The organism is Flavobacterium glycogeni, from assembly GCF_048286775.1.
Taxonomy (GTDB): Bacteria; Bacteroidota; Bacteroidia; order Flavobacteriales; family Flavobacteriaceae; genus Flavobacterium.
Map to the genome: position 1 here is coordinate 44,293 of NZ_JBLVPV010000011.1, position 14,292 is coordinate 58,584.

14 protein-coding genes are annotated in these 14,292 nt (G+C 34.7%); 7 read left to right on the forward strand and 7 right to left on the reverse strand.

Translation table 11 applies throughout. From position 1 onward, the window contains the following. Positions 1 to 20: 20 nt before the first annotated feature. The 5 genes from ACNQGX_RS10520 to ACNQGX_RS10540 all read left to right on the forward strand — a co-directional run bounded on the left by ACNQGX_RS10520 (position 21) and on the right by ACNQGX_RS10540 (position 6,862). Positions 21 to 887 (forward strand): class I SAM-dependent methyltransferase, encoded by an 867-nt coding sequence (locus tag ACNQGX_RS10520; protein WP_417976043.1) that lies wholly within the window; start codon positions 21 to 23, stop codon positions 885 to 887. A 537-nt stretch (positions 888 to 1,424) separates the two neighbouring features. Continuing rightward, positions 1,425 to 2,546 (forward strand): glycosyltransferase family 4 protein, encoded by a 1,122-nt coding sequence (locus ACNQGX_RS10525; RefSeq protein ID WP_417976045.1) that lies wholly within the window; start codon positions 1,425 to 1,427, stop codon positions 2,544 to 2,546. 220 nt (positions 2,547 to 2,766) lie between these two features. Further along, positions 2,767 to 3,849: a glycosyltransferase family 4 protein gene (locus tag ACNQGX_RS10530; RefSeq protein WP_417976047.1), complete on the forward strand. Its 1,083-nt coding sequence runs from the start codon at positions 2,767 to 2,769 to the stop codon at positions 3,847 to 3,849. After that, positions 3,846 to 5,189, forward strand: a complete 1,344-nt coding sequence (locus ACNQGX_RS10535) for an O-antigen ligase family protein (RefSeq protein WP_417976049.1) — start codon at positions 3,846 to 3,848, stop codon at positions 5,187 to 5,189. The genes ACNQGX_RS10530 and ACNQGX_RS10535 overlap by 4 nt, the downstream gene beginning before the upstream one ends. A gap of 278 nt (positions 5,190 to 5,467) precedes the next feature. Next, the gene (locus tag ACNQGX_RS10540; protein WP_417976051.1) at positions 5,468 to 6,862 is read left to right on the forward strand and encodes an exopolysaccharide biosynthesis polyprenyl glycosylphosphotransferase; all 1,395 of its coding nucleotides are present in this window, start codon (positions 5,468 to 5,470) and stop codon (positions 6,860 to 6,862) included. Between the two features lie 62 nt (positions 6,863 to 6,924). Here ACNQGX_RS10540 and ACNQGX_RS10545 read toward each other — a convergent pair whose 3' ends face one another. Both ACNQGX_RS10545 and ACNQGX_RS10550 read right to left on the reverse strand, forming a co-directional pair. After that, positions 6,925 to 8,061, reverse strand: coding sequence for a lipoprotein N-acyltransferase Lnb domain-containing protein (locus ACNQGX_RS10545; RefSeq protein WP_417976053.1), 1,137 nt, complete (start codon positions 8,059 to 8,061; stop codon positions 6,925 to 6,927). 24 nt (positions 8,062 to 8,085) lie between these two features. Continuing rightward, positions 8,086 to 9,156 carry a putative type IX sorting system protein PorV2 gene (locus tag ACNQGX_RS10550; RefSeq protein WP_470303509.1) on the reverse strand — a complete coding sequence of 357 codons (1,071 nt, stop codon included), beginning with the start codon at positions 9,154 to 9,156 and terminating at the stop codon, positions 8,086 to 8,088. Between the two features lie 192 nt (positions 9,157 to 9,348). Between ACNQGX_RS10550 and ACNQGX_RS10555 the strand changes: the two genes are divergently transcribed. Together ACNQGX_RS10555 and ACNQGX_RS10560 are read left to right on the forward strand one after the other, a co-directional pair. After that, positions 9,349 to 10,065: a CDP-alcohol phosphatidyltransferase family protein gene (locus ACNQGX_RS10555; protein WP_131915373.1), complete on the forward strand. Its 717-nt coding sequence runs from the start codon at positions 9,349 to 9,351 to the stop codon at positions 10,063 to 10,065. Between the two features lie 9 nt (positions 10,066 to 10,074). Beyond that, the gene (locus tag ACNQGX_RS10560; protein WP_417976055.1) at positions 10,075 to 10,938 is read left to right on the forward strand and encodes a glycoside hydrolase family 25 protein; all 864 of its coding nucleotides are present in this window, start codon (positions 10,075 to 10,077) and stop codon (positions 10,936 to 10,938) included. 1 nt (position 10,939) lies between these two features. Here the strand turns inward: ACNQGX_RS10560 and ACNQGX_RS10565 are convergent, their stop codons facing one another. From ACNQGX_RS10565 to ACNQGX_RS10585, 5 genes are all read right to left on the reverse strand, one after another. Further along, complete coding sequence (locus ACNQGX_RS10565) at positions 10,940 to 11,176, reverse strand: hypothetical protein (protein ID WP_417976058.1); 237 nt, start codon at positions 11,174 to 11,176, stop codon at positions 10,940 to 10,942. Positions 11,177 to 11,272: 96 nt separating this feature from the next. Then, positions 11,273 to 12,013, reverse strand: a complete 741-nt coding sequence (lptB, locus tag ACNQGX_RS10570) for an LPS export ABC transporter ATP-binding protein (protein WP_131915371.1) — start codon at positions 12,011 to 12,013, stop codon at positions 11,273 to 11,275. 81 nt (positions 12,014 to 12,094) lie between these two features. Beyond that, complete coding sequence (locus ACNQGX_RS10575) at positions 12,095 to 12,448, reverse strand: carboxymuconolactone decarboxylase family protein (protein ID WP_417976061.1); 354 nt, start codon at positions 12,446 to 12,448, stop codon at positions 12,095 to 12,097. Beyond that, positions 12,441 to 13,256, reverse strand: coding sequence for a twin-arginine translocase subunit TatC (tatC, locus tag ACNQGX_RS10580; protein ID WP_131915369.1), 816 nt, complete (start codon positions 13,254 to 13,256; stop codon positions 12,441 to 12,443). The genes ACNQGX_RS10575 and tatC overlap by 8 nt, the downstream gene beginning before the upstream one ends. After that, on the reverse strand, positions 13,256 to 14,221 hold the full coding sequence (locus ACNQGX_RS10585; RefSeq protein ID WP_165929406.1) for a KpsF/GutQ family sugar-phosphate isomerase: 966 nt from the start codon (positions 14,219 to 14,221) through the stop codon (positions 13,256 to 13,258). Before ACNQGX_RS10585 ends, tatC begins: the two co-directional genes overlap by 1 nt. Positions 14,222 to 14,292 lie beyond the last annotated feature (71 nt).

Sequence of the window (14,292 nt, forward strand, 5' to 3'; positions counted from 1 at the left end):
ATTACAACAAAACTTTGTAAATGAACCATAAATCCAAAACAGTTCTATTTAAATGCCTAGATGTTTTGCCTAAACAATTTGGGTTTTACTTGTATCACAAATTACAGGAGCTATTTGCCAAGGATACGATTGACTATAAAATCGAATCCACCAGAAAATCGTTGGAAACTATTTCAAGAATACTTGATAAAAATGGATTCGAATTAAAAAACAAGCATATAATAGAGTTAGGATCGGGTTGGTTGCCCATACTTCCTTATTTGTTAAAGTATGATTTCAATACCAATAGGGTTGATACTTATGATATTAACAAGCATTATAAGTTGTCTGAAATTGTAAAATTGAATGTGCTGTTTTCAAAAAAGTATGGAGTACCAACAAGTAACTTTGAGGGTGTTTTTCATTTGCCAAAGGACATACGATATTTTCCGTATACAGACATTTGTAATGGAGATTTCATAAATGCAGATCTGGTGGTGTCACGATTTGTATTGGAACATGTACCTCCAGAAAGTATTATTAAAATTCATGAAACATTCAGGGAAAAATTAAAGAGTGGGAGTTATATAGTACACCTAATTTCACCAAGTGATCATAGAGCTTACTCGGATAGTAGTCTTTCGTTGTATGATTTCCTTAAATACAGCAATGAGGAATGGGATAGGATTCAAACGAAATTCGATTATCATAACAGATTTCGATTGCCACAATACCTGCAGCTTTTTGAGAAAAGTTTTGAAATTGTTTCTCTTGAATTTGATAGCTGTAAAGAGGGAAGTGAGCAGCATGAAAAATTCAATAAATTAAAGATTAATGAATTGTATGAAAACTATTCTGATGAGGAATTAACCGCCGGGAGCATTGTTATTTTATTAAAGGTTAGATGATAATGCGAATCGAAGCAAGGTAGAATTGCTTTCTATAGCTGTTATACCGTTTGTAAATGCAAATACGTCCGACATCTTTATGTCGCATCGAGCGCAATGTCATTAAGGTTAAGGTTTCGTCAGTTCGTCCCGACGCTTCAGGAGAGTAATAATTTGCGATAGAAAATTTTTACGAACCCCGATAGCTATCGAGGGAGAATCTTTACATTTTGAAGGCTTCTCGATACAATTTTGAACATTAAAGCTGTCGCATTAATGTTCAAAATCACTACCATTGACGTTTTTTATTACGTAGCCCTTCGACTGCGCTCAGGGTGACACAATGAATGTCATTTTATATTGCTTTTTTTGTAAAAAAATTAAGCCTCGAAGTGACGATTAAAATAGCTTAACCTTAATGACATTGCGATTGAACTGAAAACCGGACTGCTTGATAAATATAAATGGTATTAGTCGAAAATAGTATGCTTCGATTCAGATTAATAACTAACTTTCCGTAAATTTTTTAAACAAAATCTTTTTCATTTTAACCATAACATGACTTTTTTAATAATCACCCATGTCCCCCATAGCGTTGAGCAAAAGAATTATTTTGCTTATGCACCTTATGTGGTCGAAATGAATATTTGGTCTAAGTATGCAGATGAACTGATTTTGGTTGCCCCAATAGCGCATTCTTCAAAAACTCCCATTGATATTGATTATAGGCATACAAAGATTAAATTTGTAGGTGTTGAGCCTATCGATTTATTGGATCTGAAAGCAGTTTTGAGAACGGTTGTAAAACTGCCTAAAATCAGTTGGAAAATTTACAGAGCGATGCAACAAGCAGATCACATTCATTTGCGTTGCCCTGGAAATATAGGATTGTTGGGATGTTTGATTCAAATGCTTTTTCCAAACAAACCTAAAACAGCCAAATATGCCGGCAATTGGGATCCAAAATCGAAGCAACCTTGGAGCTATCGTTTACAAAAAAGAATACTAAGCAATACATTGGTGACTCGGAATATGCAAGTTTTGGTGTATGGGGAATGGGAAGGCAGGACTAAAAACATCAAACCCTTTTTTACCGCCACCTATACCGAAGCAGATAAATTGCCATTAGCCCAAAAGGATTTAGAGGGAAAAATTAATTTTGTTTTTGTGGGGACTTTGGTCAAAGGGAAAAATCCTTTGTATGCTATACAGTTAGTAGAATCATTGTCAAAAAAAGGACTCGATGTAATGTTACGTTTATTTGGAGATGGAATAGAAAGAAACAAATTAGAAAACTATATTGCAAAAAATAATCTAGAAAAAATCATTTCATTGGAAGGAAATCAAACAAAAGAAATTTTAAAAACAGCCTATCAAAGCAGTCATTTTGTGCTATTGCCTTCGGATAGTGAAGGTTGGCCGAAAGCGATTGCCGAGGGGATGTTTTGGGGTTGTGTTCCCATTGCCACTGCAGTATCTTGTGTGCCTTTCATGTTAGATTATGGAAATAGAGGGGTTTTGTTGGAAATGCATTTAGAAAAAGATGTGGCACAGATAGAAACTCTTTTAAGAAGTGAATCTGGATTTTATGAAAAAAGAGTGAAAGCTTCGGACTGGTCCAGGAATTATACGTTGGATGTTTTTGAGGAAGCGATTAAGGAGTTGCTGGTTTCTAAATGATTGAATGTGTTATTATTATTATTATTATTATTATGTGATTAAGGAGTGATAGTGAATTGTTACACAATGACACTTTTGTAGTAACGGACAGATGATGCAAGATTTGTATTAATGATAAACTATGATGGGATTCCTCTTTCATCGGAATGACAAGTTTACAGGAATGACAAGTTTTCAAGAATAATAAATTAAAAAGAAGATAAAAAAACATAGAAATAGAATGCGTATCATTCAAATTATAGATTCCCTCGAGGCCGGTGGTGCCGAACGCATGGCGGTAAGTTATGCTAATGCTTTGGCAATGAAAATAGCCTTTTCCGGATTGGTGGTGACTCGAAAAGAGGGCAGTTTGAAGGGGCAGTTGGACAATCAAGTTTCTTATTTATTTTTAAATAAGAAGAGGGCATTGGATTTTAAAGCAGTAATTCGATTGCGAAACTATGTCAAACAACACAAGGTAACTGTTGTTCACGCACACAGTACTTCTTTTTTTATGGCTTTTTTATTGAAAATGAGTTGTCCGTCTTTGCAATTAATCTGGCACGATCATTATGGAGATAGTGAATTTTTATCCCAAAGATCTTTGCTTACCTTGAAAATTACCCTCCCTTTTTTTGATGGAATAATTGCAGTAAACCAAAAGCTAAAAAGTTGGGCTGAGCAAAACTTAAATTTCAAAAACACGGTTTATTTGCCTAATTTTCCATCTGAAGAAAAGACCAGTATAACAGCTACCGTTTTGAATGGGATTAATGGAAAGCGGATTGTCTGTTTGGCCAATTTGAGAGCGCAAAAAGATCATTTTTTATTGTTGGAAGTTGCAAAAAAGATTAAACAGAGCCATCCGGATTGGACCATTCATTTGGTAGGTAAGGATTTTGAAGATGACTATTCGAAAAAGATTAAAAATCTAATTGTTGAATTTAATTTAGGAAACACCGTTTTTTTTTACGGAACAAAACAAGATGTACCTAACATTCTTAACCAATCGACAATTGCAATATTGACATCGAAGTCAGAAGGCTTACCTGTTGCCTTGTTGGAGTATGGATGGCATAAAAAGCCTGTTGTGGTGACGAATGTGGGAGAAATTTCTTCTTTGGTTCAGGATAGTGAAAATGGTTTTATCGTCGTTGCACAGAATGAGGAGTTGTTTTACAACGCCTTGGTTATATTAATGGGAAATGATTTTCTAAGGATTAATTTTGGAAATGCACTATATAAAACTATAGTGAAGAATAATTCTGAAGAAGTCGTAATAAAACAATATTTAGGTTGGTTACAAAATAATAAACGAAAATGAAAAAAGAGGAACTGTCCTATCTCTATTTAATACTATTCCATATTTTTATTGGGGTATTGGTGTATGTTATTCCCTTTACTTCTAAAATATACGGGTATTCTGTTTTTATTTTTGGCGTGTATTACATTATAAAAAAGCAAAACAGGAACAATGAAGCTCTTATGGCTGCCGCTTATGTGGTGGGGAGTGAGGTTTTCTTGAGGATGACCGGTGGCAACCCATTGTATGAAATTTCTAAGTATGGTGTAATGGTCTTTATTTTAATTGGGATGTATTACAGCGGTTTTTCTAAAGGGGCCGCACCGTATTGGATTTTTTTGTTATTGTTAGTTCCAAGTTTGGTAATCTCTACTTTTGTATTGGATTTTGATACCAATATTCGAAAAACGATAGCCTTTAATATTTCGGGCCCCGTATGTCTAGGGATAGCTTCCCTATATACTTATAGACGTAGGATTTCATTAGAACAAATGAATAGCATCTTATTGAGTATGGGTTTGCCCATTATTAGCTGTATGGTCTATTTGTCTTTATATACCCCAAACATTCGTGATGTGATTACAGGTACCGATTCTAATGTTGTAACTTCGGGTGGCTATGGTCCCAATCAGGTGTCAACTGCTTTAGGTCTCGGGATGTTTATTTTTTTTTCCAGAATTATATTAGAGTCTTCAACTAAATTTATGTTAGTAGTCAATTTAATTGTTGCTCTAAATATTAGCTATCGTGGAATGCTTACGTTTTCAAGAGGCGGTATGGTCACTGGTTTTTTAATGATTGTTTTGTTGCTGTTTTTCTTGTATTTGAAATCCAATTATAGGGGAAAAGTAAAACTCAATTATATTATAGTGATGGTTGTTTTGGCTATGATGGCTACTTGGGGGTACACTTCGTTTCAAACAGGGGGGCTTATTGACAAACGCTATGCTAACCAAGATGCGAAAGGAAGGTTAAAAGAAAGTCGATTTACAGGTAGGGAAGAAGTCGCAATAAATGAAATAAACACTTTCTTGAAGAACCCTATTTTTGGGGTGGGGGTAGGAAAAGGTCAGGAAGTTCGGGAAGCTGAAACCGGTATTTTTATAGTATCACACGATGAAATCACCCGAATGCTGGCGGAACATGGTTCATTGGGTGTTATGGCCTTGCTGATTTTGTTTTTTACACCGCTGGTATTGTATATAGAAAACAAGTTCAACATGTTTTTATTGTGTTTTGTTGCTTTTTGGTTTTTTACTATCAATCATGCTGCCATGCGTACCGCGGCGCCAGCCTTTGTGTACTCTCTGTCTTTGCTGAATGTGCAGTTGGGTTTTCTTAAAAGAAAGAAAGAGGATTAATTTGTTATTCTTTATTTTTATTAATGAAGTATGTTTCTAATCTATTTACCAATGACGTTTTTACTATATGGGCTTCTTCCGATAGTTATCGGAATACGCTCAGCCTGACAGTTGAATGTCATTATTATATTGCTTTTTTTGTTTCATTATATTAATTAGATCTGAGTTGGTCACAGATTAATACGTTAAAAAGAAAATTTTGTTAAAAAAATTAACATATCTTAAATTTACTTCGACTCAAAAGCACTAAATTGCACTCCTAAACGTAAATACTACTCATGTTTTCAGTAGATAAAATTCATTTTGAAATATCAGAACGAAAGATGATTCTTCGTATTTTTGATGTATTTTTTGTTTTAGGCTCTTTGTTTTTTGTTGGGAAAATATTTGATTTTGACTATTTTACTATGTCAACCAATAATTTATATTGGATGATTATCCTGGGAGTTTATATCAATCTTTTCGGAACTATTTTCGAAATGTATAATCTTCAGGTTGCCAGCAATCAATTTCAGGTACTAAAGAGTACCATTCTTACCGTTTCAACGACTGTTTTAGTGTATTTATTAACACCGTTTTATTCTCCGGTATTGCCCTCCAAAAGAATTCAGATTCTATTGTTTTATCTAGTTGTATTTTTGGCTTTGTTTTTATGGCGGATGTTTTACGTTACGTTTTTAGCCTCTAATCGGTTTCTTCAAAATGCAGTTTTAATATGTGATAAAGAACAAGTAGAAGAGTTGATTTCCGGATTAGAGCATATTGATCCCCATTATAAAATAATTGCGTTTGTCAATGCCGATGCTGCCGAAGATGCAATAGCCGAATATCCTTATGTTAAAAATATAAAAAGAGAGGAGTTGTTTTTATTCGTGAAAGAAAACTCTATATCCGAAATTGTGATCGCTTCTCAAAAAACAGATGGAATTACTGCCGAGTTGTATCAGCAGCTACTTCGTTTACTGGAGTCGGGGAGTATAATTAGAGAGTATACCCAAGTGTATGAAAGTAAAACGCATCGTATTCCGGTACATTATATGTCCAGAGATTTTTACCGATTTTTTCCTTTTAGCAGAATCAATCACAATAAATTGTATTTATTAAGTGTCAGAATTTTTGAAATTGGTATCTCGATACTTGGATTATTCATTGGTCTGGTATTAATCCCAGTGCTGCTAATAGGAAATACAATAGGAAACCGAGGAAAGTTATTTTATACCCAAGAACGTGTTGGTAAAGATGGTGTGGTCTTTGAAATTTTAAAATTCAGGACTATGGTCAGCAATGCTGAGTCTAACGGAGCTGTTTTTACCGCTACAAATGATTCGCGAGTAACAGTGTTCGGTAAATTTTTAAGAAAAACCAGAATTGATGAGTTTCCCCAATTTATAAATATCTTAAAAGGCGATATGGCCGTTATTGGTCCTCGTCCGGAACGTCCTTTTTTCGTAAAGGAAATTGCTGAAATAATGCCTTTTTACGAAACAAGACATATTATAAAACCGGGTCTTACGGGATGGGCACAAGTAAATTATGCTTATGGAGCGACAATTGATGAAAGTTTGATAAAACTGCAATACGACTTGTATTATATCAAACACAGAAGTGTTTTTCTGGATTTGAGCATTGCTTTTAAAACAATTACCACCGTTTTGTTTTATAGAGGGCAATAGTATTATTTCCTGTTATCCCTATTATTATTATTATTATTATTATTATTTCAAAACATTATATTTTAAATGATAATTGGAATGCGTTTTTTATTTTGAATTGCCAATCTGACCAAAATAATTCCGCTTGTAATTACCAATGGCAGTATCAATATCAAATGAGCTTTGTTGATTATAAAAAAGAAATAGATTCCTAACGACAGGATATTAAATAACGCCAGATTGTAAATTCCTTTTTTATTTTTTGTCCAATAAAAATAAAGCAACCCTAATAAGGTTGGATTAAACAGTAAAATATTATAGTTGTATCCTAATTCCAAATGTGACGAATAAAATCCGACAAACACAAAGAATATACCTGTTACTGCCATTACGGTGAGGTAGAATAAATAGATACTTTTCTTTTTCATAAAAATAACAAAGCAAAGAAAGAGTATATACGTGTAGGGATTATTCCACCAAGAGAAGGGAACTTCATTTTCGAATTCCAGTATTGTTTTGTTCTCCTGCGCCAGCGGATGGTTCTGAAAAGAAACTTTCTTCAGGCTTTTTTGCAGTTCAAAAGGTAAAAATATTCGTGTCCCCAAACCATCCACTTTTTTACCAAAGATGATGCTGGTCCCTAATTTTTCGTAAAAGTGATTGTCAAAATACGGATAAAGGATGGTTCTGTAGGTGATGTCAGTATCTGCATTTTTTACAATTGCGGTGGTGTCTACTGTTTTATTGATGATGTCAACAACCATCGATGTACAGTTTTTATCAATAAACTTATACGTATAATGACTTTCGCCCGAGGCCAAAGAAGTATTCAGATTGTCAAATAGTTTTTGTTTCAATGTAAAAGGAATATTCAATTCCTGCTCATAAACGGATCTTTTTTCATATTGGTATTGATTAATGAAATCAGGATAAGAGTGTGCTACGGCAAAATATTGTAAGTCCCCTTTTATGAATTTCATGACGAAATTCGGTGTATTAAAATCAAAAGCACCATAATTGTATACCACATCAATTGCGTTGACTGTATCGCGTACCCGAATTGCAGTGTGTCCAAAAAGAGAATAGGATTCGTTACCCGTTCCGCAAGTAAGTACACTGACTTGTATGTTTTTTGATAACTCGATGCTTTGACTAAAGCTATATAGGGATGAGAATAGTAGTGTGAAAAGAACTATTTTTTTTAAAGAAGATATATTCATTTGTTGTGGTATTGTTGTTTTAAATTAATTTCTAAACATTCCCAAATCTACTTTAACCGAAAAAATATTGGAATACAAAGCGGCACTTTGGTCGCCCAAATCAGTCAGTGCATAATCAATTTGAATGCCTTTGTATTTGAATCCCAAACCGATATTAGGCTGGAAGCCCACTTTTTCGGAATTGTCTAATTGTTGTATATTCTGGAAATTACCAACCCCTGCGCGTACAAAGACCAAATCGGTATAACCAAATTCAAGACCCAAAGCCGGATCGATACTGACAAAATCAGTCGAGATAAGATCATGGGTTTTGGTAAAACGCATATTCATGTTGGCTGCTGCCAAAATACTGTAATCGTATCGGATGATGAATTTTTTAGCGATTCCCAATTGTGCTTTTGGAGCTGTAATCTCAGTACTCTCCGGTAATTCCTGGTTTTCTCCGGGTATGGAATTGGCAATTTTCTTGTATTCTTCCTCATCAATATTCCATACATTATAGGTTGTGGTTATATCCCGAAGCATTAATCCAAATTGCCAGTTGTTCTTTTCGAATTGCAATCCGACATCAAAACCAAAACCCCAGGAATTGGCAAATTTGCCAATAACTCGTCGGATAACTTTGGCGTTTACCCCATATTGAAACCCGGGAACAGGAAGTTTTCGAGCATAAGAAAAAGTGAAACCATAATCAGCTGTCGAAAAAAGACTGATTCTGTTGTAATCAATATTGCCTTGGCTGTCGATTAATTCCGTGGTATTTAAAATGTCATCCACACCAAAACGGATTAAAGAAATTCCCCAAGCACTTCTGTCATCTATAGGGCTTGCATAGGCCAAGTAATCGTATTGGGCAATATTGGCAAAATAATTAGCATGCATTACTGATACCTGATGATCCTCCAGATGAATCAGTCCTGCAGGGTTCCAATACCCGGAATTCACATCACTGGTAGCAGCTACAACGGTATTTGACATGCCCAATGCAGCCGCATCTACGCCGATATTCATAAACTCATTCGAGTATTTTCTAACAGCCTGACTGTAATTTAGAGTACTAACCAAAACCGCTGCTAATAGGAAGCTTTTTTTCAATGGGGTTATTTTTACAAACGAAAAGTCTGTTTAATTTTTATCAAAAATATAATTTTTTACTGAGCTTATTTCTTCCTTTGAGTAAATATATGCAAACAAGAAACCGCTATTAAAAAAACTCTATTAAAAACGTACTTCTCCTTGACTTATTATGCTAAATTTGCCAACTGTGGTTCACTAAATTTTACAACTATGACTATTAAAAAGCATATCCCCAATATCATTACTTTACTAAATCTTTTTTGCGGTTGTATCGCTTTGGTTTTTGCTTTTAACCAAGATTTTGAAATGGCATTTTATTTTGTTTGCTTAGGTATATTCTTGGATTTTTTTGATGGATTTTTTGCCCGCTTATTCAAAGTTTCGAGTCCGCTTGGATTGCAGTTGGATTCTTTGGCAGACATGGTTACCAGCGGTGTTGTGCCGGGTTTAGTGATGTTTCAAATGATGATCGATCATTCATCAACTGCACCAGTTGGTCATTTACAACTTTTTCCTTATTTAGGATTTTTGATTGCCTTAGGTTCTTGTTACCGATTGGCAAATTTTAATATTGATACCCGTCAAACAGATTCTTTTATTGGTTTGCCAACGCCTGCCAATGCACTGTTTATTTTAAGTCTTCCCTTGGTTTTAAAATACACCGATTCTTTATTTATTGTCGAAATTTTGACAAATCAATGGGTTTTATTGGCAATAGCGTTATTAAGCGCTTACATCTTGAACGCTGAAATTCCTTTGTTCTCATTAAAAATAAAAAAGTTCAATTTCAAGGATAATGTACTTCAAATTGTGTTTTTGATTTGTTCTCTTTTGTTATTAATTTTTCTCCAGTATTTAGGAATTCCTTTAGTCATTCTCTTTTATGTTTTGCTGTCAGTGGTGCATAATAAAATGCTGAAAAAGTAGTTTTTTTGAATGAAAAGAAAAACGGTCAGAAGAAAAACTACGGTAGTCCGTAAACCTAAAAAGAAAGCGACTGTTTTCTCCGGAAAGGTTTTGCGCTATTCTATTTTTACTCTTTTAGTGGTACTGATGGCTGCAGTTGGGTATCATTATCGAGATGGCTTAGCGTATTATTTTAGTTTTAAATCAGATAAAATTCTAAGAGAAGAAACCGAAGCCAAGCGCATTTCTGATGTTCGTAATTATCAGGTTTTAGAAAAACACGAGGGAAAAAGCATCGGTTTGGATGTTTCGGAATACCAAGGAAAAATCCGATGGACTTATGTAGATACTTTAGAAAATAAATATCCGCTGCATTTTGTGTTTATTCGCGCTACGGTTGGAAAAGACAGGAAAGACCATCAGTTTAATAGGAATTGGCTTGGCGCCAAAGAGAATAAAATGATTCGCGGTGCCTATCATTACTATCGCCCCAACGAAAATTCATTGGAGCAAGCCAAACTTTTTATTAAAACAGTAACACTTCAAAAAGGAGATTTACCACCCGTTTTGGATATTGAAAAACTTCCCAAAAATCAGTCGATTGAAAATCTTAAATTAGGTTTGAAAAGATGGTTAAATGCTGTAGAATCGCATTACGGTGTAAAACCTATTATCTATACCGGCGAGCGGTATTATGATGATTTTTTGAAAGAAGAATTCAGTGATTATCTTTTTTGGATTGCCAATTATAATTTCTACAGAGAAGAAATAGCCGAGGATTGGTTGTTTTGGCAATTCACCGAAAAAGCATCAGTTCCTGGAATTAAAGGCAATGTAGATGTGAATATTTATAATGGTGATTTGCAACAGTTGCAGTTTATTACTGTGGAGTAAATTATTGCTTTTTCAGGATAGAAAAGGTTACAAAGACAAAAAATAATAGAGCTCCAATCATAAAAAGTACCGATTTTGGATTGGCAAAGTTTATTGTGTTTCCCATCGAAGCATTTTTTTTAGGAGGTAAAATGCGATTGTCTTCTTTATTATAATAAAATATTCCCCAAATCCAGTTGCTGGGGTCTTTACTCCATTTCTCTAATGTCTCTTGACTTGGGTTGTCTTGATCTATCATTTTTGTGAATTTTAGTTTTAAATAAAAAATGATGAAATAGTAATTTTTATAATCAAGCTTCAGAACACTCAAAAACTGACTGCTGACCACTGATTACTAAAACTCTAATTTTTTCTTTCTCAATTCAAAATTTTGTCCAAGATAGACGCGACGTACCATTTCATCTTCTACTAATTCTTCCGGCATTCCCGCTTTTAGGATTCCACCTTCAAACATAAGATAGGTTTTATCCGTAATAGCCAAGGTTTCCTGTACGTTGTGATCGGTAATAAGAATACCGATATTTTTATTTTTTAATTGCGCCACAATTCTCTGAATGTCTTCTACGGCAACAGGATCTACACCGGCAAATGGTTCATCCAGTAAAATGAATTTTGGATCTGTGGCCAAACAACGTGCAATTTCGGTACGACGGCGTTCCCCTCCCGAAAGTAAATCGCCACGATTGGTACGAATGTGTTCTAAGCTAAATTCTTCGATTAAACTTTCCATTTTAGCTTCTTGTTCAGCTTTGGTAAGTTTTGTCAATTGCAGTACGCTTAATATGTTGTCTTCAATGCTTAATTTTCTAAAAACAGAAGCTTCCTGTGCTAAATAACCAATTCCCTGCTGTGCTCTTTTGTACATAGGATAATCGGTAATGTTCAAATCATCCAGAAATATGTTACCTGAATTTGGTTTAACCAATCCCACAATCATATAAAAAGAAGTTGTTTTTCCGGCACCGTTAGGTCCCAAAAGCCCTACGATTTCGCCTTGATTTACTTCTACCGAAATGCCTTTTACAACACTGCGTCCTTTATAGGTTTTGATTAGATTTTCGGCTCTTAATTTCATATTCAGATTCTTCGATTTTTAGAAGGTTAGATTTTTAGACAAATAAACGAATAAACATATAACCAAAGTACCATTTAACAATTATTTCACAGCGGTTTCTTCCAATGCTTCCCAGAATTCGTACGCTCTTCTTAAATGTGGTACCACGATAGTTCCGCCAACAAGCGTTGCAATTCCCATAGCTTCCATCATTTCCTCTTTGGTAACACCTTCTTTAAAGCTGGTTTCCAAATGGTATTTTACACAATCATCACAACGTAAAACCGTCGAAGCTACTAATCCCAGTAATTCTTTGGTTTTTACATCCAGCGCTCCCGCTGCATAGGCATTGGTATCTAGATTAAAAATTCGCTTTACAATTTTATTATTGTCTGCCAATAATTTTTCGTTCATTTTAGAACGATACGCGTTGAATTCTTCAATTATATCAGCCATTTACCTTTTTTTGATTTTTCACTACTATTTTTGAAATTAAGATGCTTGCTTCATAAATTAACAACATCGGAATCGTTACAATTATTTGACTCACCACATCAGGCGGAGTAACTATTGCGGCAACTATCAGAATGATAATTACGGCATATTTCCAGTATTTTCTCAAAAAAACGGGGGTTACTAATCCTAACTTCGTCAGAAAATAAATGATTATGGGCAATTCAAAAAACAATCCACAAGCGATAACACTCGTCTTTACTAATCCAATGTAGGAATCAATACTAAACTGGTTTTTTACGACATCACTGATGGTAAACGTGGCGAAAAAGTTGACTGACATGGGTACAATTACAAAGTAGCCAAACAATACGCCCAAGAAGAAAAGCAAGGAAGACGAAAAAATAAAAAGTTTAGCATGTTTTTTCTCTGCTTCATATAAAGCAGGACTGATGAATTTCCAAACTTCCCATAGAATGAATGGAAAACCAAGAATAAAACCGGCTGTTACACACGTCCAAATCAAAACGTTAATCTGACCCTCCATATTCGTATTTTGGATGATGAAAGGCATTTCGGTTACGCAAATACTCTCAGCAAAACCCAAAGTGTGAGACAAATCACAAAAAAAACGGTAGGTAATAAAATTAGCATCTGTGGGGCCAAAAATGATCACATCAAAAATATAATCACTTATGAAAAAAGTGACGGTAGCCAAAATTAATATTGCAATTGTGCTTCGAACTAATAACCATCTTAATTCCTCAAGATGATCTAAAAACGACATTTCGTTTAGGTTTTTTTTTGCCATTATACTATTCCTTCTTTTAAAATATCGTGTAAATGTAATACCCCTTTGTACTCCCCATTATCTACAACAACTAATTGTGTGATGGAGAAGTCTTCCAAGATGTTCAAGGCATCTACAACCATAGCGGTAGATGGTATTAATTTTGGGTTTTTTGTCATAATATCTTTGGCGGTCAAATCAGCGAAAGAATCTCGGTCGTTTAACATTCTTCGAATATCACCATCGGTAATAATACCGATAACTTTATCTTGATCGACAACCGCAGTTACGCCAAGACGCTTCTCTGAGATTTCGAAAATTACCTTTTTTATCGATGCATCTGGAGCAACCATAGGTTTCAAGGTGTGTTCTAACATATCTTTCACACGCAACAATAATTTCTTGCCCAATGCACCGCCAGGATGGTAAATAGCAAAATCTTCGGCTTTGAAATCGCGCATTTCCATAAGACAAACAGCTATTGCATCACCCATCACTAATTGTGCGGTTGTGCTGTTTGTAGGAGCAAGATTATTAGGACAAGCTTCAGCATCTACTGTGGTGTTCAAAACAAAATCAGAACCTTTAGCAAGAAAAGAAGTTGTGTTTCCGGTTATTGCGATCAAAGTATTGCCAAAACGTTTTAAGAGTGGCACTAAAACTTTTATTTCAGGACTGTTGCCGCTTTTTGAAATGCAAATGACAATATCTTCATTTTGAACCATCCCTAAATCACCGTGAATAGCCTCTGAGGCATGAAGAAACAGCGATGGTGTTCCCGTAGAATTAAAGGAAGCTACCATTTTTTGGGCAATAATAGCACTTTTTCCTATCCCTGTAACCACAAGTCTCCCTTTGGAATTATAGATATTTTGTGTCGCTTCAATGAAGTTTTCATCAAGAAAATCAGTTAGTTTAGCAATAGATTGGCTTTCCGATAAAATAGTTTTTTTGGCACTAGCCAATATATTTTCTTTAGATATCAAAACAGAATAATTAAAATTTGTATGTGTAAAAGAAATTTGTACCTTTAGGTGTTGCAAATTTATACAAAATA

Bases quoted from the DNA above. Each gene is read 5' to 3' on its own strand.
- ACNQGX_RS10520 (WP_417976043.1), top strand. From the start codon at position 21: ATGAACCATAAATCCAAAACAGTTCTATTTAAATGCCTAGATGTTTTG.
- ACNQGX_RS10525 (WP_417976045.1), top strand. From the start codon at position 1,425: ATGACTTTTTTAATAATCACCCATGTCCCCCATAGCGTTGAGCAAAAG.
- ACNQGX_RS10530 (WP_417976047.1), top strand. From the start codon at position 2,767: ATGCGTATCATTCAAATTATAGATTCCCTCGAGGCCGGTGGTGCCGAA.
- ACNQGX_RS10535 (WP_417976049.1), top strand. From the start codon at position 3,846: ATGAAAAAAGAGGAACTGTCCTATCTCTATTTAATACTATTCCATATT.
- ACNQGX_RS10540 (WP_417976051.1), top strand. From the start codon at position 5,468: ATGTTTTCAGTAGATAAAATTCATTTTGAAATATCAGAACGAAAGATG.
- ACNQGX_RS10545 (WP_417976053.1), bottom strand. From the start codon at position 8,061: ATGAATATATCTTCTTTAAAAAAAATAGTTCTTTTCACACTACTATTC.
- ACNQGX_RS10555 (WP_131915373.1), top strand. From the start codon at position 9,349: ATGACTATTAAAAAGCATATCCCCAATATCATTACTTTACTAAATCTT.
- ACNQGX_RS10560 (WP_417976055.1), top strand. From the start codon at position 10,075: ATGAAAAGAAAAACGGTCAGAAGAAAAACTACGGTAGTCCGTAAACCT.
- ACNQGX_RS10565 (WP_417976058.1), bottom strand. From the start codon at position 11,176: ATGATAGATCAAGACAACCCAAGTCAAGAGACATTAGAGAAATGGAGT.
- lptB (WP_131915371.1), bottom strand. From the start codon at position 12,013: ATGAAATTAAGAGCCGAAAATCTAATCAAAACCTATAAAGGACGCAGT.
- ACNQGX_RS10575 (WP_417976061.1), bottom strand. From the start codon at position 12,448: ATGGCTGATATAATTGAAGAATTCAACGCGTATCGTTCTAAAATGAAC.
- tatC (WP_131915369.1), bottom strand. From the start codon at position 13,256: ATGGCAAAAAAAAACCTAAACGAAATGTCGTTTTTAGATCATCTTGAG.